Below are 20,055 nucleotides of genomic sequence, written 5' to 3'. Positions count from 1 at the left end.
ATCGGGTGGGTTCAATCGTCATCCCCGCGAAAGCGGGGATCCAGGGTCACCAGCCGACACCCTGCGTGGCTCTGGGTCCCCGCTTTCGCGGGGATGACGAACATGGGTGGACCGAAGCGCGGGCGACGAGCGCGTTGATGGCTGGGTGGCTTGCGGGCGAGGGGGAGCGGGGGTGCGCGTGGTTGATGGCGTGTCGCCTGGGGCGTGCCCCCTCCACCGCCTGCGGCGGTCCCCCTCCCCCTGCGGGGGAGGAATTCGGATAACCAAATAGGAGAGCGAAGATGGTCAATTGGCCTTGGGCGGGGCGCATGGACATGCGCCACGGGATGGCGGCGTTGTGCGTGGCGATGGGCGGGGGGTTGCTGACCGTGGTGGGGCTGGCGACGAGCGGGTGCGCGGGGCTGGGGGCGAACCAGATGCTGCGCGCGGGCTATGCCGCGGTACTGACGACGCAGGACCTGAACGGCGACGGTGCGCTCGATCGCGGCGAAGTGGCGGGGATGGTCGAGCGCGCCTTTCCGCCCGAGCAGCGCAGCGGGAAGAGCTGGGGGACGCTGCGAGCCTGGCTGATCGCGGGATATATGGCGCAGGACACGAACGGAGACGGGCGGCTGACGCTGGGCGAATTGCTGAAGGGCGGATCGGCGGTGTGCGGTGATCTGGACGGCGACGGCATGCTCTCGGACGTGGAGGCGGCGGCCAGCATCGGGCGATGCCCGGCGGGGATGCTGCCTGCGCCGGAAGGGCCGGATATGGTGCCGGCCAACGCGCTGGGGAATTGATCCGCGCCGGAACTCGCCATAGCTTGTCCGCCATGCCCCAAGATCGCGAGGCCCCGGTGCGGCAGCTTTTGTACATCAGCTCGAGCACGCTGCCCGGCAACATGGCCGATATCGAAGAGATATTGGAGGAATCGCAGCGCCACAACGCTGCGGACGGGATCACCGGGCTGCTCTGGTCGGACGGGACGCATTTCCTGCAGGTGCTGGAAGGCGAGCATGACCATGTCGGCGCGACGATGGGGCGGATCCTGTCCGATCACCGGCACAGCGCGATCGTGGTGCTGCGCGACGAAGCGGTGGCGGCGCGCGAATTCGGCGAATGGTCCATGGTGCATCGGCGTGCCGACGCGCCGGCCGACGCCTATGACGCGCAGATGCGGCGGCTGCTGGAAAATGCATCCGAGCCGGTGCGCGAGCGCTTTCTGAATCTGATCGCGACGGGCGAGCGATAGGGGACAAGGCGCGGGCGCGCGTGTAAGGCGCGCGGCATGACCCCACGCGAACTGATCGACACCGCAGAGGTACCCGGCGGCGAGCCGCTGCGGCTGTTTCGCCGCGGCGCGGACCATATGATCGTGCTCGAGCGCAACGAGCTGATGAACAGCCGGATGAGCGGTTCGGAAGAACAATTGGCGGTGATGACGATCGAGCGGCTGGGCGCGCGGGCCGGGCTGCGCCTGCTGATCGGCGGCTATGGCATGGGATTCACGCTGCGCGCGGCGCTGCCGATGCTGAAGAAGGACGCGCTGGTGACGGTGGCCGAACTGGTGCCCAAGATCATCGACTGGGCGACGGGGCCGATGGCGGAGCTGACCGGCGAGGCGCTGGACGATCCGCGCGTCGATGTGGTGATCGACGATGTGGGGCGCGTGATCCGCGAGAGCCCGGGCGGCTATGACGGCATATTGCTCGACGTGGATAACGGCCCGGACGGGCTGACCCGCGCGGGCAATGACGGGCTCTATTCGGACCGGGGCCTGGCGCAGGCGCGGACTGCGCTGCGGCCCGGCGGGATATTGGCGGTCTGGTCTGCCGCGCCCGATCCGCGCTTTGCCCGGCGCTTCAAGGATGCGGGCTATCAGGTGGATGAAGTGGGGGTGCGCGCGCGCAGCAACGGCAAGGGGCCGCGCCATGTGATCTGGTTCGGGACGAAGCGCTAGGGGCGTTTCAGCGACGCTGACCCCGGCGCCCGCCTGACGGAAAAGCGCGCGTCGCCCCAGAACGGGTTTTCGGGAGATTTCAGGATGAAATGGTTCGGACGAAAGTCCGCGCGCGCCAATGGCATTTGGGGCGTGCGGCTGGCGATGGCGCGTGGCGCGGGGATGGGCGCGGCGGGCGAATGGCCGCAACGCTATGAAACGATGGTGCGCGACGCCTATTGCCACAATCCGGTGGCGCAGCGCGCGGTGAAGCTGGTTTCCGAAGGCGTAAGCGGCGCGCCGCTGACCGCATCCGATCCGGCGCTGGCGGCGCTGGTGCAGGCACGATCGGGCGGACAGCGGCTGATCGAGACGGTGGCCGCGCACCTGCTGCTGCACGGCAACGCCTATGTCGAATTGCTGTGCGACGATGCCGGGCGGGTGCGCGAGCTATATGCGCTGCGGCCCGAGCGGGTGACGGTCGAGCTCGACGCCAATGGCTGGCCGGTGGCCTATGCCTATCGGACGGGCAGGCATGTCTCGCGGCTGGCCTCCGAAGACGGTACGGGGCGCGCGGCGGTGGCGCATATCCGCGCCTTCTCGCCCAGCGACGACCATTATGGGCTGGGGTGCCTGAGCGCCGCGGCGGGGGCGGTGGCGATCCACAACGCGGCGTCGCGGTGGAACAAGGCGCTGCTCGACAATGCGGCGCGCCCGAGCGGGGCTCTGGTCTATGAGACGGGCGACGGCGCGGCGCTTTCGGGTGAGCAGTTCGAGCGGCTGAAGCGCGAGATGGAGGCGGGGTTTGGCGGCGCGGGCAATGCCGGGCGGCCGATGCTGCTGGAAGGCGGCCTGAAATGGCAGGCGATGAGCCTGTCACCCGCGGACATGGATTTCGTGGGGCTGAAGGCGGCGGCGGCGCGGGAGATTGCGCTGGCGTTCGGCGTGCCGCCGATGCTGCTGGGGCTGCCGGGCGACAATGGCTATGCCAATTACCGCGAGGCCAATCGCGCTCTCTGGCGGCTCGCGATCCTGCCGCTGGCGGAGAATATCCTGGGCGGGCTGTGCCAGGCGCTGCTGCCCTGGTTTCCCGGGGCGAGCCTGGCGATCGACGTGGATCGGGTGACGGCACTGGCCGAGGATCGCGAGCGGCTGTGGCGGCAGGTGAGCGCGGCGGATTTCCTGACGCCCGAGGAAAAGCGCGCGATGGTGGGGCTGGCATGAGCGGGGACATGGTGCTCGCGCAACTGATCGGGCAGGCCGGGGAGGAAGGCGCCGATCTGGTGACGCTGCGCGCGATCGTCGAGGAAGCGGGCGAGCTGGGGGCCAGGCGGGCGCTGGCGCGGCTGGGGCTGGAGGATGCAGGCGCGGGCAAGGACATGGCGGAACTGCGCGAGCTGCTGGGCGCGTGGCGCGACGCCAAGCGATCGGCGCTGAAGGCGGCCTTCGCGTGGGGCGGGCGGATGCTCGCGGCGTTGGTGCTGGTCGGGCTGGCGGTGAAGCTGGGCTTTCCGGGATGGCTGAAATGAGCGTGCGCTTTGCCGGCTATGCGGCGGTGTTCGACGCGGTGGATCGGGGCGGCGATGTGGTGCGGCGCGGGGCGTTCCGCGCGACGGGCCGGGTGCCGCTGCTCTGGCAGCATTCGGGCAAGCCGGTGGGCGAGATCGAGGCGCTGGCGGAGGATAGCCGCGGGCTGCGGGTGATCGGGCGGGTGGCGGATGCGACGCTTGCCGGGCTGGTCGAGGCAGGAACGGTGCGGGGGCTTTCGTTCGGATACCGGGTGCTGGCGGCGACACGGGGGAGGCACCGCGAGATCACGGCGCTCGACCTGGTGGAGGTGAGCCTGGTCGCGAGCCCGATGCAGCCGCTGGCCAGGGTGCATGCGGTGGCGCGCTGAAGCCGCCGGTGCCCGGGACGGATTGCGCTCGGCGCAGGGAAGGCGCAACGCAGACGCATGACCGACGAAATCGAAGAATATCGCCCGCCCTCGCCGTTTCTGCAGATGCTGATCGACGAGGAACCCGAACTGAGCGGCAGCGCCGAGGCAGATGCCCGGGCGGCCGAGCTGATCGCGCTGACGCGGGATGCGGATCCCGCCAATCGCGACTGGGCGCTGCTGCTCCTGGGCCAATCCGAGCTGGAGACGGACGAGGCACTGGCCGCGCTGGTGGCGGGCATGGACGATCCGGAGCATGAAGCGGCGCTGGAAGCCGTGATCGGCGTGGCGATGCGCGCGCCGGAAAAGGCGCTGCCCCGGGTGCTCGAATTGCTGGACGGAGACACGGTGGATTCGATGGCGCTGGAGGCGGCGGCCTATGTCGCCGATCCGTCGCTGCTGCCGATGCTGGAGGCGATCGGCCGCGAAGTGGTGGATGACGACGATGTCTTCACCACCGTGCTGGCCGAGGCGATCGCGGCCTGTTCGCGCGGGAGCGCACCCGAGGCGCTGTAAGCGCGACGACGCGCGGGCCCGGCCCGCCCGAGAAGTTTTGAGAATTGCATGGCCCTTCCCGGCTTTCCGGGGAGGGCCTTTTCGTTTCTGAGCGGGAGAAGGTGAATGATCGAAGTGAAGGCGGACAGTCTCGAAGCGAGCTTCGAGGCGGTGGAGAAATCGGGGCTGCCGGCGGCGCGCCCGATGCTGATGGGCGGACGCCCGATGGCGAGTGCGGCGTTCGAGACGTTCCTGCGATCGGGCGGCGGCGGCCTGGAGATGAAGGCGATCGAAGGCACTAGCGGCGGCGATGGCGGCTATGCCGTGCCGCGCGAGATCGACCAGCTGGTGGACGCGACGTTGAAAAGCATCTCGCCGATCCGCGCAATCGCCAATGTCGTTCAGGTGGGGACGAGCGGCTATCGCAAGCTGGTGACCAGCGGTGGCTTCGAAAGCGGCTGGGCATCCGAGACGGCGGAGCGCGACGAGACCGAGACGCCCGCGTTCCACGAAGTCGCGCCGCCGATGGGCGATCTCTTCGCCAATCCGGCGGCGAGCCAGGCGATGCTCGACGACGCCGCGTTCGACGTGGAGCAATGGCTGGCGGACGAGATCGCGCGCGAGTTTGCAGTGGCCGAGGGATCGGCGTTCGTGAACGGCAACGGGACGAACAAGCCCAAGGGCTTTCTTCAGGCGACCACGTCGTCGCTGGGCGATTCCTCGCGGACGTTCGGCCAACTGCAATATGTGCCGACGGGCGCGGCCGGCGCGTTTGCCGCGAACCCCGAGGAGAAACTGATCGACCTGGTCCAGACCCTGCGTTCGCCCTATCGCCAGGGTGCGAGCTGGGTGATGAATTCGGCGACGCTGGCGAAGATCCGCAAGTTCAAGACGAGCGACGGTGCGTTGCTGTGGTCGCCTTCGCTGGCAGCGGGCCAGCCCGCGACCTTGCTTGGCTATCCGGTGGTCGAGGCCGAGGACATGCCGGACATCGGGGCCAATGCGCTGTCGATCGCGTTCGGCAATTTCAAGGCGGGCTATCTGATCGCCGAGCGCGGCGAGACGCAGATCCTTCGCGACCCGTACAGCAACAAGCCGTTCGTGCACTTCTACGCGACCAAGCGCGTGGGCGGGATGGTGAGCAACTCCGAGGCGATCAAGCTGCTCAAGTTCAGCGCCACGTGACGGAGGCGGCGGCACGCTGCTGAAGTTCAGTGCGGACTGAGGCGCAGCGATCTCGATCCTCCCCCGGGGCGGGGAGGTGGCATGCGAAGTACGACGGAGGGGGAGGGCCGCGAGCGAGGGATGTGGGGCGCGCCCCCTCCACCGCCTTCGGCGGTCCCCCTCCCCGTGCCGGGGAGGATTTATGGCGGATCAATTTGCAAATGCGGCGGACCATGTGTCTGCACCGGCGACGCGTGCGGTGCACGTGACGCCGCATGACGAGGACGCGCTGGGCGATATTCCCAAGGCGCTGTTCGTCGGCACCGGAGGCGACCTGACGCTGCGTGGCGTGGGCGGCGGAGACGATGCGGTGTGGAAGAATGTGGCGAGCGGAACGATCGTGCCGCTGCGTGCGGAATATGTGCGTGCGACGGGCACGACCGCTGACGACATCCTGGCGCTGTACTGATGCTGGGGCTGGGGCTGATGGACCGGATCGGGCGACCGCCCGATCCGGCGGCGGCGGCGCTGATCGGACGGATGAGCGAAGCGCCCGGCGCGGCGCGGGCATCGCTGATCGACACGGCGGTGCGCGCGCTGAAGGCGAGCGGCGTCTGGGACAAGATGGACTGCTGCTGGGTGATGGCGGCGCACCATGCCCAGGCGGGGCTGCTCAACTGGAAGGGCGCGGGCAATATGCTGGCGGCGCTGGGCGCCATGCCCGCCTTCACTGCGGATCGCGGCTATCAGGGCGACGGCGCGACGCAATTGCTGGATACCGGCTTCGTTCCCGGGGCCGGCATGACGCTAACCAATAACCATCATCTGAGCGTGTGGTGCCTGAGCGAAGCGCGCGACAGCATCGCGCAGATCGCCACCGATACGCTCTCGATCGCCTCGCGAACCCCGATCGACACCCTAGCGACGCGGTCTGCCAGCGTGGGAGTCGATCCCGGCCCGAGCCTGGACGGGCGCGGCATGTGGCTGATCTCGCGCGCATCGGGGAGCGGCTATAGCCGGTACCATAACGGCATATTGGCCGATGCGCCGGCTGCGGCGTCGAGCGAGTTTGGCGGGGTGCACCCGGTATATATTTGCGGGCGCAATGCGGCGGGCACGCCGGCCTATAACGGCACGATGATCGCGGCGGCGACGATCGGCGCGGCGCTGAATGCGGACGAGCAGTCGGCGCTGCACCGGACGCTCCGCGCCTATCTGGCGGCGCTCGGCGCGGCCTGAACTCAATTCTGGGAGAGAGACATGGATGCTCCGCCTATTCCGGCGGCGGCGCTGGAGGCTGCGCGCGACGCAGCCAAGGCGCAGCTGCGCATCGCGGGCGATGCCGAGGATGCGCTGATCCAGGGCTATGCGGCGAGCGCACTGGCGCTATGCGAAGCCTTTACCGGCCGGGCAACGATACTGCGCGAATGGCGCGACGTGATGCCCGTGAGCCGCGCCTGGCAGGCATTGGAGGTGGCGGGGGTTTCCGCGATCACCGGGGTGGCCGGGCTTTCGGCGGATGGCGATACGATCGCGTTTTCATCCGACGCCTATGCCGTGGATGTCGATGCCGGGGGAATCGGCTGGGTGCGGACGATCGCGCCGGGCGTGGCGGGGCGGATATCGGTGACGTTCAGCGCCGGCATGGCCGAGGAATGGGCCGAGCTTCCCGCGCCGATCGCGCAAGGCGTGGTGCTGCTGATCGCGCATCTGTTTGAAGCGCGCGAGGGGGCGAGCCCGCCGGCTGCGGTGAGCGCATTGTGGCGGCCCTGGCGCAGGCTGAGGCTGGCGGGGCCGGAGCGGGCGGCATGAACGCGCGGATCGAGCGGCAAGCAGAGCGCCGCGCCGACGCGCTGGCGGGACGCGTGGCGGCGGCGGTGCGCGAGGCGGCACCGGGCCTGCGGGTTTCGGTGGAAGGCGGCGATGTGCGGATCGAGGGTCGGCGGCTTTCCGCCGACGAACGGCTGCGCTGGATCGGAGGGCTGCTGCGATGAGCGTGCAGGCGTTGTTGCAGGCGGCCGTGGCGGGCGCGCTGGCGGAGCTGCCGGTGACGGGCGTGTTCGATTGCCCGCCGGTGCGCGCTGCGCGGCCCTTTGCGGTGATCGAGGAAGCCGTGCTGGCCGATTGGGGAACCAAGGATCTTGCCGGGCGCGAGGGCCGGTTCGCAGTGCGCGTGCTCGATTCGGGCGAGCGCCCGGTGCGGCTGCGGGCATTGGCGGGCGCGGTGGAGGATGCCGTGGAGGCGATGCCGCGCATGCTGGGCGAGGGCTGGGCGGTGGCGAGCCTGATCTTCCTGCGCGCGCGGATCAGCCGCGACGGCGAGGGTTGGACTTCGGTTTCGGAATTCCGGGTGCGGATGCTGCGCACCGAGCTTTGAGGGAGACAAGGACATGGCGGCGGAAAAGGGTAGCGCGTTCCTGTTGAAGGTCGGCAACGGGGCATCGCCGGTGGTCTATGCGACCGTGGCGGGGCTCAGGACCACGCAGCTGAGCGTGAACGGTGAAGCGGTGACGATCACGTCGAAGGACAGCGGCGGGTGGCGCGAACTGCTGTCCGGCGCAGGGGTGCGTTCGGTGAGCGTGACCGGTGCGGGGGTGTTCACCGGATCGGCGGCGGAGGCGCGGTTGAAGGCGAATGCGCTGTCGGGCGTGCTCGACGATTACCGGCTGAGCTTCGAAAGCGGCGAGACGATGACGGGCAAGTTCCTGGTCACGCGGCTGGATTATGCCGGGGATTTCAACGGCGAGCGTTCGTACACGCTGAGCCTGGAAAGCTCGGGCGCGGTGGTGAGCGCATGAGCGCGGCATCATCCGGCAATCCTGCGCGGGGCGAGGCGGAGCTGCGCGTGGGCGGCGAGACGCTGGTGCTGCGTCCCAGCTTTCAGGCGCTGGTGGCGGCGGAGCAGGAAGTGGGCCCGCTGTTCGCGATGATCGAGCGCGCGGCGGACGGGCGGCTGACGCTTTCCGAGATGGTGGCGTTGTTCTGGCATTGCCTGCGCGACAGGCCCGAGGGGCTGACCCGCGCGGCCTTTGCCGATGTGGTGGCGACGCGCGGGCTGGCGGCGAACACGCCGGCGCTGAAGCTGCTGATCGGCCAGATATTGGCGGGGCGGTGACCTTTTCGGAATGTGCCGCGCGGCTGGCGGGCGCGGCGGGGCTGGCGTTCGGCTGGCGCCCAGAGGAGTTCTGGCAGGCGACGCCGGGGGAGCTGGGCGCGCTGGTGAGCGCGCTGGGCGGCGAAGCGGCCGAGCCGGTGAATGGCGCGCTGCTGGCGCGGCTCAAGGAGCAATTTCCCGATGGATGAAGAAATCGAGCGGCTGATCGTGTCGGTGCGCGCCGACACGGCCGGCTTTGCGCGCGACGTGGCGGAGATGCGCGGCACGCTGGAGGGGCCGATGGAAGCGGGCGCGCACCGCGCCGGGCGGGCGATCGAAGGCGCGCTGCTGCGGGCGGTGCGCACCGGCAAATTGGGCTTTGACGATCTGGCCAAGGTGGCGCTGAGCGTGATGGACGAGATCGCCCGGGCATCGATGCGTGGCGGCATCGCGGCGATGACCGGGCAGGCGGGCGGGCTGGGCGGCGTGCTGGCGGGGCTGATCGGCGGACTTGCGGGTGCCCCGGGGCGGGCGACCGGCGGCCCGGTGAGCCCGATGCGACCCTATTGGGTGGGCGAGCGTGGGCCCGAATTGTTCGTGCCAGCGAGCGCGGGACAGGTGGTGCCGCCCGCGAGCGGCGGCGCGCGCGAGGTGCGCGTGGCGATCACCGTGAATGCGCGGGGACAGGATGCCCCGCATGCGCTGGCGCAATCGAGCCGACAGGTGGCTCGGGCGGTGAAGGCGGCGCTGGCGGGCGTGGAGTGATGCTCGGCGGGGAGGGGGGACTCGGTGAAACATCCCCTCCCCTTGCCCCTCCCCTGAAGGGGAGGAGAATGTTCAGGAGGGGTTATGGGCTGGTGGCTGGCTTCCGAGCGGAAGGGGCAGATCGAGGGCGTGCTGTCGCGTTTCGATCCTGCATATTGGACGGTGGATTTTCCGCGGCCGATGATGGCGTCGGTCACCACTACCGCGCCGGATGCGCTGCGGGTGGATGCGGTCTTCTATCGCGCCGACCAGATGGGCGGGCTGATCTGGGAAGCGGAGGACCGGCACGATCATCCGCTGCTGCGATACGAGACGAGCAGGGATTTTCGCGGGTGCAGCCTGCGCTTCCGCTGGCGGTCTTCGGGGCTGCGCGGGCTGGATGCGGTCAACGGCCCGGTGCTGACGATCGAGGGCCGCGGGCCCGCCGGGGAGGCGCGCGCCTGGTATGTGCGGCTGTGGAATTATGCGACGGGCACGCCCGGGGATGCGCTGGTCTCGATCGACTTTGCCAGCGTCGCAGGCGGGTTTCTGCTGCCCGGCGAGGCGGATCCGGTCTGGGCCGGGGATGTCGACCGGATGTTCGTATCGCTGGTGCCCGATGGCTATACCGGCGAGGATGAAGCGATCGGGCCGGTGGAGGGCTGGGCCGAGCTTTCGGAAATCGCGTGCGAAGGGCCGGGGAGCGTGCTCGCGATCGGCGACGTGGTGGTGCCCGAGCACGGGCTGGCAATCGCGAACGGATATGACGATTGCTACCACCTGACGCCCGCGCGCGTGCTGCGGAACATCGCGCAACTGGGGTATCGCGGGAGCATCCTCCATTATGTGGGGATGAGCCATTATTTCCGGTTGAGCGGCGGGTTTGTCGCGATCGGGGACAGCGCGCTCAACACTGCGTGCGCGGCCTGGCATGCGGACTTTGCGGCCAGGGCCAAGGCGCTGGGATATGGCGTGATCTGGTCGCTGAGCTATGAGTTGCTCGACCAGCATAGTTGGGGCGACTGGAAGCAGCGCGCGGCGGACGGATCGCCGGCGCTGACGGGATGGGAGCCGCCCTCGACTTTGCTCTCTCCCGCGCATTCGGGAGCGATGGCCTATCTGCAGGCGGTGGCGCTGGCGTTTTGCGGAATCGCGGCGGAGGCGGGGCTGGCGGTTCGGTTCCAGATCGGCGAGCCCTGGTGGTGGACTTTGCCCGATGGGAGCCTGTGCGTCCACGACGCCTCGGTCGGCGAGGGCGATCCGGGGGCGTGGCTGGCGGATTCGACGCTCGATCTGCGCGATGCCGTCAAAGCCGCACATCCCGGGGCCGAGGTGATGCTGCTCGTCTATCTGCCGACCGTCGAGCGCAATCCGGAGGTGAACATGCCGGAGGGCTGGGCAAGCCCGGCCTTCGATGTGCTGCAGCTCGAGGATTATGACTGGGCGGCGGCGGGGAACGAAGCGGCGAGCGCGCGCGGGCTGGCGCTGGCCGAGGCGCGGTTGGGCTATGCGGTGGCCGAGCAGCATTATCTGAGCGGCTTTGTGCTCGCGCCCGAGGATCGCGATCAGTGGCGGCACATCGACGCGGCAGCAGAGCGCGCGCGGAGGCGGGGCGTGGGGCAGACCTTTATCTGGGCGCTGCCGCAGGTGCTGCGCGACGGCTTTGTGCATTTCGAGAACAAGGAGAATGCAGTGGACGCCTTTGACGACGTGCTGTTTCCGATCGCGCTGGGCCGCGACGCGGAGGTGGCGCCGGAGACGCGGACCGCCATCGTGACGAGCGCGGGCGGCGCGGAAACGCGCAACGTGGAATGGGCCGAGGCGCGCACGCATTATGACGTGGGGCCGGGTGTGCGCAGCGAGGCGGACATCGCGGAACTGCTGGGATTCTTTCGCGCAAGGATGGGCCCCGCGCGCGGCTTTCGCCTGCGCGATCCGTTCGATTGGGAAGGCGAGGGTGAGCTGATCGGGGTGGGCGACGGCGTGACGACCACGTTCCCGCTGGTGCGGAACTATGGCGGCGCGACGCGGCGGATCACGCGGCCGGTGAGTGGCACAGTTCGCGTATCTGTGGATGGCGAGGAGACCGAGGATTTCGTGCTGGGCGAAGCCGGTATGGTGACGCTTGATGAGCCGCCCGCGGAAGGATCCGAGGTGCGTGCGAGCTTCGTGTTCGACGTGCCGGTGCGCTTTGCCGAGGACCGGCTGACGGTGAGCCGCGCGACTTTTCTGGCGGGGGCTGCGGCTAGCGTGCCGCTGGTGGAGATACGCGAATGAGCTGGCTCGACGGCGAAGTCACGACCGTGGCCCTGTGCTGGCGGATCGAGCGGCGGGATGGCGTGACAATCGGGCTGACCGCGCATGACCGCGACCTGGTGATCGAGGGGCTGGTGTATCGCGCGGCGCCCGGAATGACGCCCAGCGCAATCACGCGCAGCGCCGCGCTCGACGCCGACAGCATGGACGTGACAGGCGCGTTGAGCAGCGCCGCGATCAGCGAGGCGGACCTGCTGGCGGGGCGCTGGGACGGCGCGCGGGTGGAGGTGTTCGCCACGGACTGGACAATGCCGACCGCGCGCGTGGCGCTGGGCGAGGGCGTGATCGGGGCGGTGGAAACCGCCGAGGGCATGCTGACTGCCGAGCTGAAGGGTGTGGCGGCGGCGCTGGAAGGCGCAGTGGTGGAGGAGACGTCCCCCGAATGTCGCGCCGAGCTGGGCGACAAGAGATGCCGGGTCGCGATGGCGGGACGGCGGCGCTTCGCCGTGGTGACCGCTATCGAGGGCGCGGCGCTGACGCTGGATAGCGAGGAGTCTTCTGCCAATTGCTATGGCGGGGGGCGGTTGCGCTGGTTCGGTGGCGCGAATGCGGGACTGGAGGATGCAATCGCCCATTCGGAGGGCGCGACGGTGACGCTGCGGCGGCCGCCGCGTTTCGAAAGCATGGGTCGGGTCGAGCTGATCGAGGGGTGCGACAAGAGCCTGGCAACGTGCATGGGGCGCTTCGGCAATGTCCTGAACTTTCGCGGCGAGCCCTATCTGCCGGGCACCGATCTGCTGACGCGCTATCCGGGAGGATGATCGTCGAACGCGCGCGTGCCGCGATCGGCGCGCGCTTCCGGCTACACGGGCGCGATCCGGCGACGGGGCTGGATTGTGTGGGGCTGGCCGCATGGGCGTTCGAAGCGGAAGCGCCGCGCGATTATGCGCTGCGCAGCGGCGATGTGGAGCGGGTACGGGCAGTCGCTGACGCGCTCGGGCTGGTGCCGGTGGACGCGCGACACGCGGGGGACCTGCTGCTGCTGCGCATGGGGCCGGGGCAGCTCCATCTGGCAATCGATAGCGGGACCGGCGTGATCCACGCCGATGCGATGCTCCGCCGCGTGGTCGAGCGACCCGGGGCGATACCGGGCGCGGTGATCGCGCGCTGGAGAAAGGGGAAGCAGCATGGCGACGTTGGTGCTTACGGTCGCGGGCGGGCTGATCGGCGGGCCGGTGGGCGCGGCGATCGGATCGGCGGCCGGCAATGTGATCGACCGCGAAGTGCTGTTCAAACCCAAGGGGCGAGAAGGGCCGCGGCTGAGCGAACTCAAATTGCAGACCAGCGCCTATGGCACGCAGATCCCGAAACTGTTTGGAACGATGCGCGTCGCGGGATCGGTGATCTGGGCGACCGACCTGATCGAGCATCGCAGCACGTCCGGCGGGGGCAAGGGTCGGGCGAGCACGACAAGCTATTCGTACACGGCGAGCTTTGCAGTGGCGCTTTCGATGCGGCCGATCCTGGGCATCGGGCGAATCTGGGCCGACGGCAAATTGCTGCGCGGGGCGGCCGGTGACTGGAAGGCGCGAACGGGCTTCCGCGTGCATCCGGGGAGCGAGGAGCAGACGCCCGATCCGTTGATTGCCGCGGCTGAGGGGGCGGGCGCGGCACCCGCGCATCGCGGCATCGCCTATGCCGTGTTCGAAGACCTGGAGCTGGGTGATTTCGGCAACCGGATTCCGTCGCTGACCTTCGAAGTCACCGCCGATGCCGGGCCGGTGGAGGCGGGTGCGATCCTGCGCGAGATCGGGATCGGATGCAGCGAGGCGACGGCGGCGCTCGATGGCTTTTCGGCGCATGGGGCCAGCGTGCGCGCGGTGGCCGAGACGCTGGCCGGGGCGAGCGGCGGATGGTTTCTGAGCGATGGCGGGCCCACGCTGATCGGAGGGCCGGGAGCCGCGGTGGCGCTGGAGGACAAAGGAACGCGCGCGCACGCGCGCGAGGGCGCCGGCGCGAAACGGGCGATTGCCGCAGCCGATTCGGCGCCGCGCACGCTGACGCTGACCTATTATGATCCGGCGCGCGATTATCAGGCGGGGATACAGCGCGCGGCGCGGCCCGGCGCGGGAAACCGCGAGGCGCGGCTGGAGCTGCCCGCTGCGATCGGCGCGAACGCGGCAAAGGGCATCGCCGAAGCCGCGCTGGCGCGCTTCGACAGCGAGCGCGAGCGGCGCGGCGTGGCGCTCGGCTGGGACCGGCTGGGCATCCGGCCCGGAGAACGCGTGACCATCGCAGGCGCACCGGGATTGTGGCGGGTCGATCGCTGGTCGCTGGAGGGCATGGTGGTGACGCTCGATTGCGTCGCCGTGTCACCCGGCGCACGCCCGGTGGCAGCCAGCGCCGGGCGGGTGCTGGCTGCCACCGACATCGCGATCGGGAGCACAAGACTTCACGCGTTCGAATTGCCGATGCTCGACGAGCCGCTTTCCAGCGTGTCCCGGCTGGCGATCGCTGCGGCGGGCAGTGCGCCCGGCTGGCGGAGCGCGGCGCTGCTGACCAGCCTGGACGGCGGAGCGCGCTGGGCGGAGGCAGGAGGCACTGCTGCGCCGGCAGTGCTGGGAACCATCCTGGTGCCGCCGGGGGATGGACCTGCGGGAATCGAAGATCTGCAGGCGAGCATCGTGATCGAGCTGGCGCATGATGCGATGGTGCTGGAGGACGCAAGCTTCGCGGCGCTCGACGCGGGTGCAAATCTGGCGATCGCGGGGGATGAGCTGATCCAGTTCGGGCGAGCCGAATCGCTCGGGGACGGAATCTGGCGGCTGACCCGGTTATGGCGCGGGCGGCGCGGAAGCGAGGGGGCGATCGGCACGCAGGCGGGGGGCGATCGATTCGTGCTGATCGACGCCGACACGCTGGCGGTGCGCGACCTGCCGCTTTCCGCGATCGGCGCCTCTGCCCTGGTGCTGGCCCAGGGCGCGGGCGACGGCAGCGAGTCAGCAGTTGCGGATGCGCTGATCACAGGTGTGGCTTTGGTGCCACCCTCGCCGGTTCACTTCGCAGCTGCGGAAACGGGCGAGGGGGAGACGCAACTGACCTGGGTGCGGCGCAGCAGAAGCGGCTGGCGCTGGATCGACGGAATGGACGCGCCGATGGGCGAGGAAGCTGAACGCTATCAACTCCGCATCGCCCCCGAGGAGGGGCCGGAGAGGTTCGAGGAAGTGACGGAGGCGAGCTTCCTGCTCTCCCCGGCGGACCGTGCCGCAGCGGTCACGATCACGCTGCGCCAGATCGGGAGCCATGGTCTGTCGCCACCTGCGACTCTGACACTTTCAGCGATTGGAGAAGTTTGATGACCGATTCTCTCACGCCCCGACTGGCCCTGCCGATGCTTTGGGCGGGTCAGGCGCAAAAGGAGATGTCTCATAATGAGGCGCTGGCGCGGATCGACCTGACACTTCACGGAAACATTATCGCGACGGGCGCCGCAACGCCGCCCGAAGATCCGGAACCGGGCCAATGCTGGTTGCTCGGCGATGCCCCCGATGGGGACTGGGCGGGGCATGCGGGTGAAGTGGCGGGATGGACGGGCGGGGGATGGCGCTTTGTGGCCCCATGTGAGGGAATGCAGCTATGGCTGGGCCTAGATACTGGATTCGCACTGTTTTCCGGTGGCGAATGGCGGATCGGGGAGGCGCATGGACGGCTGTTCGTGGAAGGCCGGCAGATCATCGGGCCGCGCGCGGATGCAATCGCGGAACCTAGCGGCGGCGCGGTGGTTGATGCCGAAGCACGCGCCGCGATCCTGGCGATGCTGGATGTAATGCGCGGACATGGACTGGTCGATCCTGGCTGAATCTGTGACGTTCATGCAACAGTGGCGGGATTTGTGCGCTTGCGTGGAAACCATCGTTTCGGTACTGAGTTTGTCGCTGTCCTAACGGACAACTTTGAAAGGGGATTTTAGATGCGGAAGCTCGCCATTACTCTGGCACTTGCGACCACCGCGCTCAGCACGCCCGCTCTCGCCCGCGACGACGCGTGGTATGTGGGTATCGAAGGCGGCGCCATGCTGGTTGAGGATATTCGGTTCGACGTTGGTGTGCTGAAGGACGCCGCCACGATCGATCACCGTGCAGGCTGGGACGTCGATGCGACGGTCGGCTACGACTTCGGCGGTTTCCGCGCCGAAGCCGAAGTGGGCTATCGTCAGGCTGACGTGACCGGCATTCAGTCGACCACCACGATTGGCAACGGCAACGTACTCGTTGCAGCAGGCAATTATCCGCGTGCTGGCGGCCGTACCTCGGCGCTCAGCTTCATGGTCAACGGCATGTTCGACTTCGGCGACGATGACGGCGTGCAGGGCTTCCTGGGCGGCGGCGTCGGTGTCGCTCGCGTCAAGGAGAAGTATGGTCTCGCCTCGTCGCGCGCCGGCTTCATGAACGATTCGGACACCGTGTTCGCATGGCAGGCAATCGCCGGCATCCGCGCGCCGATCTCCGACTCGATCGACGTGTCGCTGAAGTATCGCTTCTTCAACGCCGATGGCGTGACCACGGTTGATTCGTTCGGTCGCCGCCACGAAGGCCGTTTCCGCTCGCACAGCATCCTGGGCGGTCTGACCTTCAACTTCGGCGGACGTGCGCCGGAACCGGAGCCGATCCCGACGCCGGAACCGACCCCGACCCCGACCTGGACCCCGACTCCCGAACCGACCCCGGCCCCGGTGATCGTGCAGTGCACGCCCGGACCGTACATCGTGTTCTTCGACTGGGATAAGTCGGACATCACGCCGGAAGCGGCCTCGATCCTCGACAACGCCATCAGCAACTACCAGAATTGCGGCAACGCACAGGTGATGCTGGCAGGCCACGCCGACCGTTCGGGTTCGGCCAGCTACAACGTTGGTCTCTCGCAGCGTCGTGCGGACTCGGTGAAGGCTTACCTCACCTCGCGCGGCATCCCGGGTGGCGTCATCGGTACCGAAGCGTTCGGCGAGAGCCGCCCGCGTGTCGACACCGCCGACGGCGTTCGCGAACTGCAGAACCGTCGCGTGGAAGTCATGTACGGCCCCGGCTCGGGCTACTGAGCCAGGCCGGTCCAGACGGACTGACAAGATTAAGGGAGGCCGGGCGACCGGCCTCCCTTTTTCTTTGCCGATTTGAGAGCCCCTTTCGAGCGAGGCGGAGTGGCGGGCTCGCCTAGAGTGCGGGTGCGAGCCAATCGGGGAGGATCGCGTCCCCCAGCGCCTCGACCCGGCGCAACTCCACCATCAGGCCAAGTTCCGGATAGCGCGCGCGGGTGCGCTCGCCCGGCTCGCCGAGCGGCACGACGACCAGCCGACGGTTGACCTTCGCGCGATAATGCATGCGCGCGGTGTTTTCCTGGCCGACATAGCAGCCTTTGGCGAAGCTCACGCCGTTCAGCTCGGCGGTATTGGCCTCCAGCCACAAAGTCTTGTCTTGACCCAGCTCGGCTGCGCCTTCGGTGACGCCGAGCGCGAGGCGGTGGGCACGCCAGGCGGCGCTCGCGTCGGCGGTATCGGACTCGCTCAGCCAGCGCCAGCCGAGCTCGGGCAGGCGCGGATCGCGGGCGGCGCCTTCGCGCTTCGCCGCCGACCAGTGCACCTTCAGATAGGGTTCGAGCATGATCTGCACCGGCCTCCGCAGCCGGTAGATCGTTAGGCGGCGGATCAGCGACTCGACTTCGCGATCCTCGCAGTCGAGCAGCAGATTCGCGCCGTCATCCCAGATGATGAAGTCGAACAACGCCTTGCCCTGCGGCGTCAGCAGCCCGCCATATTGCGGCGCGCCGGGCGCGACGCTGCCGATATCCTGCGTCACCAGCCCTTGCAGGAAGCCGCGGACGTCCTCCCCGCTGAGGCGGACAAGCGCGCGATCGTGGAGGGCGGTGGCTGGGGTGGCATCGGACATGGTGAAGAGGTAGGGGTCTGCATCGCACAACGGAAGAGGCGGCCCCATGAACGTGGATCTGAAGCTGACGGGCGGAACCGTGCATCTGCCCGGTGGCCCCGCACAGGTGGATGTCGGCGTAAGCGGCGGCAAGATCGTGGCGATCGGCCGGGTGGGCGATGCGGGCGAGACCATCGACTGCGCGGGGCTCGACGTGCTGCCCGGCGTGATCGACAGCCAGGTGCATTTCCGCGAGCCGGGGCTCGAGGCAAAGGAAGATCTGGAGAGCGGCGCGCGATCGGCGGTGCTGGGCGGCGTGACCGCAGTGTTCGAGATGCCGAACACCAAGCCCAACACCGATTCGGCCGAAGCGGTGAACGACAAGCTCGCCCGTGCGCGCCACCGGATGTGGTGCGATCACGCATTCTATGTCGGCGCGACCAATCATAATGCCGAAAGCCTGGCCGATCTCGAGCGGATGCCGGGCACGGCGGGCGTCAAGATCTTCATGGGCGCGTCGACCGGGGATTTGCTGGTCTCCGACGACGCGAATCTCGCGCGGGTGCTGGCGAGCGGGCATCGCCGCGTGGCGATCCATGCCGAGGACGAGTTCCGCATGCAGGACCGGCTGGGCGAGCGCGTGGCCGGCGATCCCTCCTCCCACCCGGTGTGGCGCGACGATGAGAGCGCGATGCTGGCGACGCGGCGCATCCTGGGTCTGGCGCGGGCGGCGAAGCGCCGCATCCATATCCTCCACGTCACGACGCCCGCCGAACTCGAAGTCATCGGGCGGAACAAGGACATCGCCACCTGCGAGGTGACGCCGCAGCACCTGACGCTGGCGGGCGAGAACGCCTATCCGCGCCTCGGCAGCTATGCGCAGATGAACCCTCCGATCCGATCGGGCGCGCACCGCGACGGATTGTGGGACTGGCTGCGCCAGGGGGTGCCCGACGTGATCGGATCGGATCATGCGCCGCATACGAAGGAGGAAAAGGCCAAGCCTTATCCCGATTCGCCGAGCGGCATGCCCGGCGTGCAGACGCTTCTGCCGCTGATGCTCAACCATGTCGCCGAGGGGCGCCTCACCCTGCAGCGTCTGATCGACCTGACCAGCGCCGGCCCGCAGCGCGTGTTCGGCATTACCGGCAAGGGGCGGATCGCAGTGGGATACGATGCCGATTTCACCGTGGTGGACTTGAAGAAGCAGTGGGCGATCGAGGAAAGCTGGCTCGCCTCGCGCTGCGGCTGGTCGCCCTTCACCGGAATGACGCTGACCGGCAAGCCGGTGGGCACCGTCGTACGTGGGAATCGGGTGATGTGGGAGGGCGCGCTCGCGGCCCAGGCGATCGGCGAGCCGATCCGGTTCGAGAGCGTGGACTTCGAATGACGCGGGGCTGGGCGATTGGATTGGCGCTGACGCTGGGCATCCCCGTGCCGGCTTTTGCCTGCTCCCCGGCAACCCCGCCAGAGACTCCGCCCACGCAGGAGGAGATAGACGGCGCCCTTCGCGCGACCTTTGCGAACGCTAAGGACCTGATCGATTATGTCGTGGTGCGGCGCGCAACGCGTGATCGGCTGGGCGCGATCCGGGTGACGCGATCCTATAAGCGCACCACGCGCGTGGGTGCGGTGCTTCGGATATGGACCGCGGAAGGACCGGCATGCGGTCTTGGCGATGCCGAGCCGGGAGCGCAGGGGCGCATGTTCCTCAACGGTGAGGCGCCGCACCAATATCTGAATATGGCGGACGTCTATTATAACGAGCTCGTGCGCGTCGGCCTCGTCCCGCCGCAATGAGCCGCACCGACGCTGCCTTCCGCGTGATCGCGGCACCGGCCGACAGGCTCTATGCCGCGCTGATCGATCCGGATGCGCTGGTGCAATGGCTGCCGCCCGAGGGAATGAGCGGCCGGATCGAGGCGTTCGATCCACGGCCCGGCGGTATCTACCGGATCCGCCTGACCTATGACGCGCCGGGCGCGGCGGAAGGCAAGACCGATGACGACAGCGATGTGAGCGCAGGCGAATTCGTCGAGCTGGTACAGAATGTGCGCGTGGTGCAGCGCGGCACATTCGAATCGGAAGACCCGTCGATGGCGGGTACGATGACCTTCACCTGGCGCTTCGACCCGGTCGACGGGGGTACGCGCGTGACGGTGACTGCCGAGGGCGTGCCGCCCGGTATCCGCCGCAAGGATCATCTCGACGGATTGCGCTCCACGCTGGCGAACCTGGCGGCCTTCGCCGAATAGTCAACGGGGCCAGGCGAAGCCGATCAAGGTGCCGGCCTGAATCATCGCGATCAGCCAGAGCCAGGTGGAGAAAGGCTGCTTGCGCGTCTTGTGGCGGAAGCGCGCGCGGGCGAAGAATGCCCCGGGGGTGCCACCGATAAGCGCAAGCGCAAGTAAATTGGCTTCGGGTACCCGCCTTTGGCCCCTGATCGCGCGGCTTTTGTCATCGGCGAACCGCCAGACCGTCCACAGATTCACGATCAGCAGCGCAAGCGCCGCAGCGACGATCACGC

28 protein-coding genes are annotated in these 20,055 nt (G+C 68.7%); 25 read left to right on the top strand and 3 right to left on the bottom strand.

The window, feature by feature from the left end:
- Positions 1–281: 281 nt before the first annotated feature.
- From SSO01S_RS17790 to SSO01S_RS11280, 19 genes are all read left to right on the top strand, one after another.
- Complete coding sequence (locus SSO01S_RS17790) at positions 282–782, top strand: EF-hand domain-containing protein (protein ID WP_066798807.1); 501 nt, start codon at positions 282–284, stop codon at positions 780–782.
- Positions 783–814: 32 nt separating this feature from the next.
- On the top strand, positions 815–1,234 hold the full coding sequence (locus SSO01S_RS11365; RefSeq protein ID WP_066798806.1) for a BLUF domain-containing protein: 420 nt from the start codon (positions 815–817) through the stop codon (positions 1,232–1,234).
- A 36-nt stretch (positions 1,235–1,270) separates the two neighbouring features.
- Complete coding sequence (locus tag SSO01S_RS11360) at positions 1,271–1,942, top strand: spermine/spermidine synthase domain-containing protein (protein ID WP_066798805.1); 672 nt, start codon at positions 1,271–1,273, stop codon at positions 1,940–1,942.
- 84 nt (positions 1,943–2,026) lie between these two features.
- Positions 2,027–3,145 (top strand): phage portal protein, encoded by a 1,119-nt coding sequence (locus SSO01S_RS11355; RefSeq protein ID WP_066798804.1) that lies wholly within the window; start codon positions 2,027–2,029, stop codon positions 3,143–3,145.
- A complete protein-coding gene (locus SSO01S_RS11350; RefSeq protein ID WP_066798803.1) occupies positions 3,142–3,450 on the top strand; it encodes a DUF6127 family protein in 309 nt (102 codons plus the stop codon). The genes SSO01S_RS11355 and SSO01S_RS11350 overlap by 4 nt, the downstream gene beginning before the upstream one ends.
- Entirely contained in the window at positions 3,447–3,818 is a 372-nt protein-coding gene (locus tag SSO01S_RS11345) for an HK97 family phage prohead protease (protein WP_066798802.1), read from the top strand. The genes SSO01S_RS11350 and SSO01S_RS11345 overlap by 4 nt, the downstream gene beginning before the upstream one ends.
- Positions 3,819–3,875: 57 nt before the next feature.
- The gene (locus SSO01S_RS11340; protein WP_066798801.1) at positions 3,876–4,373 is read left to right on the top strand and encodes a hypothetical protein; all 498 of its coding nucleotides are present in this window, start codon (positions 3,876–3,878) and stop codon (positions 4,371–4,373) included.
- 105 nt (positions 4,374–4,478) lie between these two features.
- Positions 4,479–5,537 (top strand): phage major capsid protein, encoded by a 1,059-nt coding sequence (locus tag SSO01S_RS11335; protein WP_066798800.1) that lies wholly within the window; start codon positions 4,479–4,481, stop codon positions 5,535–5,537.
- 181 nt (positions 5,538–5,718) lie between these two features.
- On the top strand, positions 5,719–5,985 hold the full coding sequence (locus SSO01S_RS11330; protein WP_066798799.1) for a spike base protein, RCAP_Rcc01079 family: 267 nt from the start codon (positions 5,719–5,721) through the stop codon (positions 5,983–5,985).
- The gene (locus tag SSO01S_RS11325) at positions 5,985–6,755 is read left to right on the top strand and encodes a hypothetical protein (RefSeq protein ID WP_066798798.1); all 771 of its coding nucleotides are present in this window, start codon (positions 5,985–5,987) and stop codon (positions 6,753–6,755) included. The genes SSO01S_RS11330 and SSO01S_RS11325 overlap by 1 nt, the downstream gene beginning before the upstream one ends.
- A 21-nt stretch (positions 6,756–6,776) precedes the next feature.
- Positions 6,777–7,328: a head-tail connector protein gene (locus SSO01S_RS11320; protein ID WP_066798797.1), complete on the top strand. Its 552-nt coding sequence runs from the start codon at positions 6,777–6,779 to the stop codon at positions 7,326–7,328.
- The gene (locus SSO01S_RS11315; protein ID WP_083942989.1) at positions 7,325–7,510 is read left to right on the top strand and encodes a hypothetical protein; all 186 of its coding nucleotides are present in this window, start codon (positions 7,325–7,327) and stop codon (positions 7,508–7,510) included. Before SSO01S_RS11320 ends, SSO01S_RS11315 begins: the two co-directional genes overlap by 4 nt.
- The gene (locus SSO01S_RS11310; protein WP_066798795.1) at positions 7,507–7,893 is read left to right on the top strand and encodes a DUF3168 domain-containing protein; all 387 of its coding nucleotides are present in this window, start codon (positions 7,507–7,509) and stop codon (positions 7,891–7,893) included. The genes SSO01S_RS11315 and SSO01S_RS11310 overlap by 4 nt, the downstream gene beginning before the upstream one ends.
- Before the next feature lie 13 nt (positions 7,894–7,906).
- Positions 7,907–8,314 carry a phage major tail protein, TP901-1 family gene (locus SSO01S_RS11305; protein WP_066798794.1) on the top strand — a complete coding sequence of 136 codons (408 nt, stop codon included), beginning with the start codon at positions 7,907–7,909 and terminating at the stop codon, positions 8,312–8,314.
- Positions 8,311–8,631 carry a gene transfer agent family protein gene (locus tag SSO01S_RS11300; protein ID WP_066798793.1) on the top strand — a complete coding sequence of 107 codons (321 nt, stop codon included), beginning with the start codon at positions 8,311–8,313 and terminating at the stop codon, positions 8,629–8,631. The genes SSO01S_RS11305 and SSO01S_RS11300 overlap by 4 nt, the downstream gene beginning before the upstream one ends.
- Positions 8,628–8,819, top strand: a complete 192-nt coding sequence (locus tag SSO01S_RS11295; protein ID WP_066798792.1) for a phage tail assembly chaperone — start codon at positions 8,628–8,630, stop codon at positions 8,817–8,819. The genes SSO01S_RS11300 and SSO01S_RS11295 overlap by 4 nt, the downstream gene beginning before the upstream one ends.
- Positions 8,812–9,375, top strand: coding sequence for a tail tape measure protein (locus SSO01S_RS11290; protein ID WP_066798791.1), 564 nt, complete (start codon positions 8,812–8,814; stop codon positions 9,373–9,375). The genes SSO01S_RS11295 and SSO01S_RS11290 overlap by 8 nt, the downstream gene beginning before the upstream one ends.
- 84 nt (positions 9,376–9,459) lie before the next feature.
- The gene (locus tag SSO01S_RS11285; protein ID WP_066798790.1) at positions 9,460–11,631 is read left to right on the top strand and encodes a DUF2460 domain-containing protein; all 2,172 of its coding nucleotides are present in this window, start codon (positions 9,460–9,462) and stop codon (positions 11,629–11,631) included.
- Positions 11,628–12,431: a phage/gene transfer agent baseplate hub protein gene (locus tag SSO01S_RS11280; protein WP_066798789.1), complete on the top strand. Its 804-nt coding sequence runs from the start codon at positions 11,628–11,630 to the stop codon at positions 12,429–12,431. Before SSO01S_RS11285 ends, SSO01S_RS11280 begins: the two co-directional genes overlap by 4 nt.
- A gap of 41 nt (positions 12,432–12,472) precedes the next feature.
- Here SSO01S_RS11280 and SSO01S_RS18085 read toward each other — a convergent pair whose 3' ends face one another.
- Positions 12,473–12,799 carry a hypothetical protein gene (locus tag SSO01S_RS18085; RefSeq protein ID WP_157073752.1) on the bottom strand — a complete coding sequence of 109 codons (327 nt, stop codon included), beginning with the start codon at positions 12,797–12,799 and terminating at the stop codon, positions 12,473–12,475.
- Between SSO01S_RS18085 and SSO01S_RS11270 the strand changes: the two genes are divergently transcribed.
- The 3 genes from SSO01S_RS11270 (at position 12,798) to SSO01S_RS11260 (ending at position 16,705) form a co-directional block, all read left to right on the top strand.
- The gene (locus SSO01S_RS11270; protein WP_066798787.1) at positions 12,798–14,966 is read left to right on the top strand and encodes a phage tail protein; all 2,169 of its coding nucleotides are present in this window, start codon (positions 12,798–12,800) and stop codon (positions 14,964–14,966) included. The genes SSO01S_RS18085 and SSO01S_RS11270 overlap by 2 nt on opposite strands.
- On the top strand, positions 14,966–15,469 hold the full coding sequence (locus SSO01S_RS11265; RefSeq protein ID WP_066798786.1) for a DUF2793 domain-containing protein: 504 nt from the start codon (positions 14,966–14,968) through the stop codon (positions 15,467–15,469). The genes SSO01S_RS11270 and SSO01S_RS11265 overlap by 1 nt, the downstream gene beginning before the upstream one ends.
- A 111-nt stretch (positions 15,470–15,580) precedes the next feature.
- Positions 15,581–16,705 carry an OmpA family protein gene (locus tag SSO01S_RS11260; protein ID WP_066798785.1) on the top strand — a complete coding sequence of 375 codons (1,125 nt, stop codon included), beginning with the start codon at positions 15,581–15,583 and terminating at the stop codon, positions 16,703–16,705.
- Positions 16,706–16,817: 112 nt separating this feature from the next.
- On the opposite strand, the gene ygfZ is transcribed toward SSO01S_RS11260, so the two are convergent.
- On the bottom strand, positions 16,818–17,549 hold the full coding sequence (gene ygfZ, locus SSO01S_RS11255; RefSeq protein WP_066798856.1) for a CAF17-like 4Fe-4S cluster assembly/insertion protein YgfZ: 732 nt from the start codon (positions 17,547–17,549) through the stop codon (positions 16,818–16,820).
- Positions 17,550–17,595: 46 nt separating this feature from the next.
- Between ygfZ and SSO01S_RS11250 the strand changes: the two genes are divergently transcribed.
- From SSO01S_RS11250 to SSO01S_RS11240, 3 genes are read left to right on the top strand one after another with little or no spacing between them, the layout of a single operon-like run.
- Positions 17,596–18,918, top strand: coding sequence for a dihydroorotase (locus SSO01S_RS11250; protein WP_066798784.1), 1,323 nt, complete (start codon positions 17,596–17,598; stop codon positions 18,916–18,918).
- Positions 18,915–19,328 carry a hypothetical protein gene (locus tag SSO01S_RS11245; protein WP_157073751.1) on the top strand — a complete coding sequence of 138 codons (414 nt, stop codon included), beginning with the start codon at positions 18,915–18,917 and terminating at the stop codon, positions 19,326–19,328. Before SSO01S_RS11250 ends, SSO01S_RS11245 begins: the two co-directional genes overlap by 4 nt.
- Complete coding sequence (locus tag SSO01S_RS11240) at positions 19,325–19,783, top strand: SRPBCC family protein (RefSeq protein ID WP_066798782.1); 459 nt, start codon at positions 19,325–19,327, stop codon at positions 19,781–19,783. Before SSO01S_RS11245 ends, SSO01S_RS11240 begins: the two co-directional genes overlap by 4 nt.
- Here SSO01S_RS11240 and SSO01S_RS11235 read toward each other — a convergent pair whose 3' ends face one another.
- Entirely contained in the window at positions 19,784–20,053 is a 270-nt protein-coding gene (locus SSO01S_RS11235; RefSeq protein ID WP_066798781.1) for a DUF1294 domain-containing protein, read from the bottom strand. It lies immediately after the preceding gene.
- Positions 20,054–20,055 lie beyond the last annotated feature (2 nt).

Origin of the sequence: Sphingomonas soli NBRC 100801 (assembly GCF_001591025.1) — a bacterium.
GTDB lineage: Bacteria > Pseudomonadota > Alphaproteobacteria > Sphingomonadales > Sphingomonadaceae > Sphingomonas > Sphingomonas soli.
The sequence above is the reverse complement of the archived record's forward strand: the minus strand, read 5'-3'. Positions and strand labels throughout refer to the sequence as shown.

Coding starts and splice junctions, on each gene's coding strand:
- SSO01S_RS17790 (WP_066798807.1), top strand. CDS start 282: ATGGTCAATTGGCCTTGGGCGGGGCGCATGGACATGCGCCACGGGATG.
- SSO01S_RS11365 (WP_066798806.1), top strand. CDS start 815: ATGCCCCAAGATCGCGAGGCCCCGGTGCGGCAGCTTTTGTACATCAGC.
- SSO01S_RS11360 (WP_066798805.1), top strand. CDS start 1,271: ATGACCCCACGCGAACTGATCGACACCGCAGAGGTACCCGGCGGCGAG.
- SSO01S_RS11355 (WP_066798804.1), top strand. CDS start 2,027: ATGAAATGGTTCGGACGAAAGTCCGCGCGCGCCAATGGCATTTGGGGC.
- SSO01S_RS11350 (WP_066798803.1), top strand. CDS start 3,142: ATGAGCGGGGACATGGTGCTCGCGCAACTGATCGGGCAGGCCGGGGAG.
- SSO01S_RS11345 (WP_066798802.1), top strand. CDS start 3,447: ATGAGCGTGCGCTTTGCCGGCTATGCGGCGGTGTTCGACGCGGTGGAT.
- SSO01S_RS11340 (WP_066798801.1), top strand. CDS start 3,876: ATGACCGACGAAATCGAAGAATATCGCCCGCCCTCGCCGTTTCTGCAG.
- SSO01S_RS11335 (WP_066798800.1), top strand. CDS start 4,479: ATGATCGAAGTGAAGGCGGACAGTCTCGAAGCGAGCTTCGAGGCGGTG.
- SSO01S_RS11330 (WP_066798799.1), top strand. CDS start 5,719: ATGGCGGATCAATTTGCAAATGCGGCGGACCATGTGTCTGCACCGGCG.
- SSO01S_RS11325 (WP_066798798.1), top strand. CDS start 5,985: ATGCTGGGGCTGGGGCTGATGGACCGGATCGGGCGACCGCCCGATCCG.
- SSO01S_RS11320 (WP_066798797.1), top strand. CDS start 6,777: ATGGATGCTCCGCCTATTCCGGCGGCGGCGCTGGAGGCTGCGCGCGAC.
- SSO01S_RS11315 (WP_083942989.1), top strand. CDS start 7,325: ATGAACGCGCGGATCGAGCGGCAAGCAGAGCGCCGCGCCGACGCGCTG.
- SSO01S_RS11310 (WP_066798795.1), top strand. CDS start 7,507: ATGAGCGTGCAGGCGTTGTTGCAGGCGGCCGTGGCGGGCGCGCTGGCG.
- SSO01S_RS11305 (WP_066798794.1), top strand. CDS start 7,907: ATGGCGGCGGAAAAGGGTAGCGCGTTCCTGTTGAAGGTCGGCAACGGG.
- SSO01S_RS11300 (WP_066798793.1), top strand. CDS start 8,311: ATGAGCGCGGCATCATCCGGCAATCCTGCGCGGGGCGAGGCGGAGCTG.
- SSO01S_RS11290 (WP_066798791.1), top strand. CDS start 8,812: ATGGATGAAGAAATCGAGCGGCTGATCGTGTCGGTGCGCGCCGACACG.
- SSO01S_RS11285 (WP_066798790.1), top strand. CDS start 9,460: ATGGGCTGGTGGCTGGCTTCCGAGCGGAAGGGGCAGATCGAGGGCGTG.
- SSO01S_RS11280 (WP_066798789.1), top strand. CDS start 11,628: ATGAGCTGGCTCGACGGCGAAGTCACGACCGTGGCCCTGTGCTGGCGG.
- SSO01S_RS11270 (WP_066798787.1), top strand. CDS start 12,798: ATGGCGACGTTGGTGCTTACGGTCGCGGGCGGGCTGATCGGCGGGCCG.
- SSO01S_RS18085 (WP_157073752.1), bottom strand. CDS start 12,799: ATGCTGCTTCCCCTTTCTCCAGCGCGCGATCACCGCGCCCGGTATCGC.
- SSO01S_RS11265 (WP_066798786.1), top strand. CDS start 14,966: ATGACCGATTCTCTCACGCCCCGACTGGCCCTGCCGATGCTTTGGGCG.
- SSO01S_RS11260 (WP_066798785.1), top strand. CDS start 15,581: ATGCGGAAGCTCGCCATTACTCTGGCACTTGCGACCACCGCGCTCAGC.
- ygfZ (WP_066798856.1), bottom strand. CDS start 17,549: ATGTCCGATGCCACCCCAGCCACCGCCCTCCACGATCGCGCGCTTGTC.
- SSO01S_RS11250 (WP_066798784.1), top strand. CDS start 17,596: ATGAACGTGGATCTGAAGCTGACGGGCGGAACCGTGCATCTGCCCGGT.
- SSO01S_RS11245 (WP_157073751.1), top strand. CDS start 18,915: ATGACGCGGGGCTGGGCGATTGGATTGGCGCTGACGCTGGGCATCCCC.
- SSO01S_RS11240 (WP_066798782.1), top strand. CDS start 19,325: ATGAGCCGCACCGACGCTGCCTTCCGCGTGATCGCGGCACCGGCCGAC.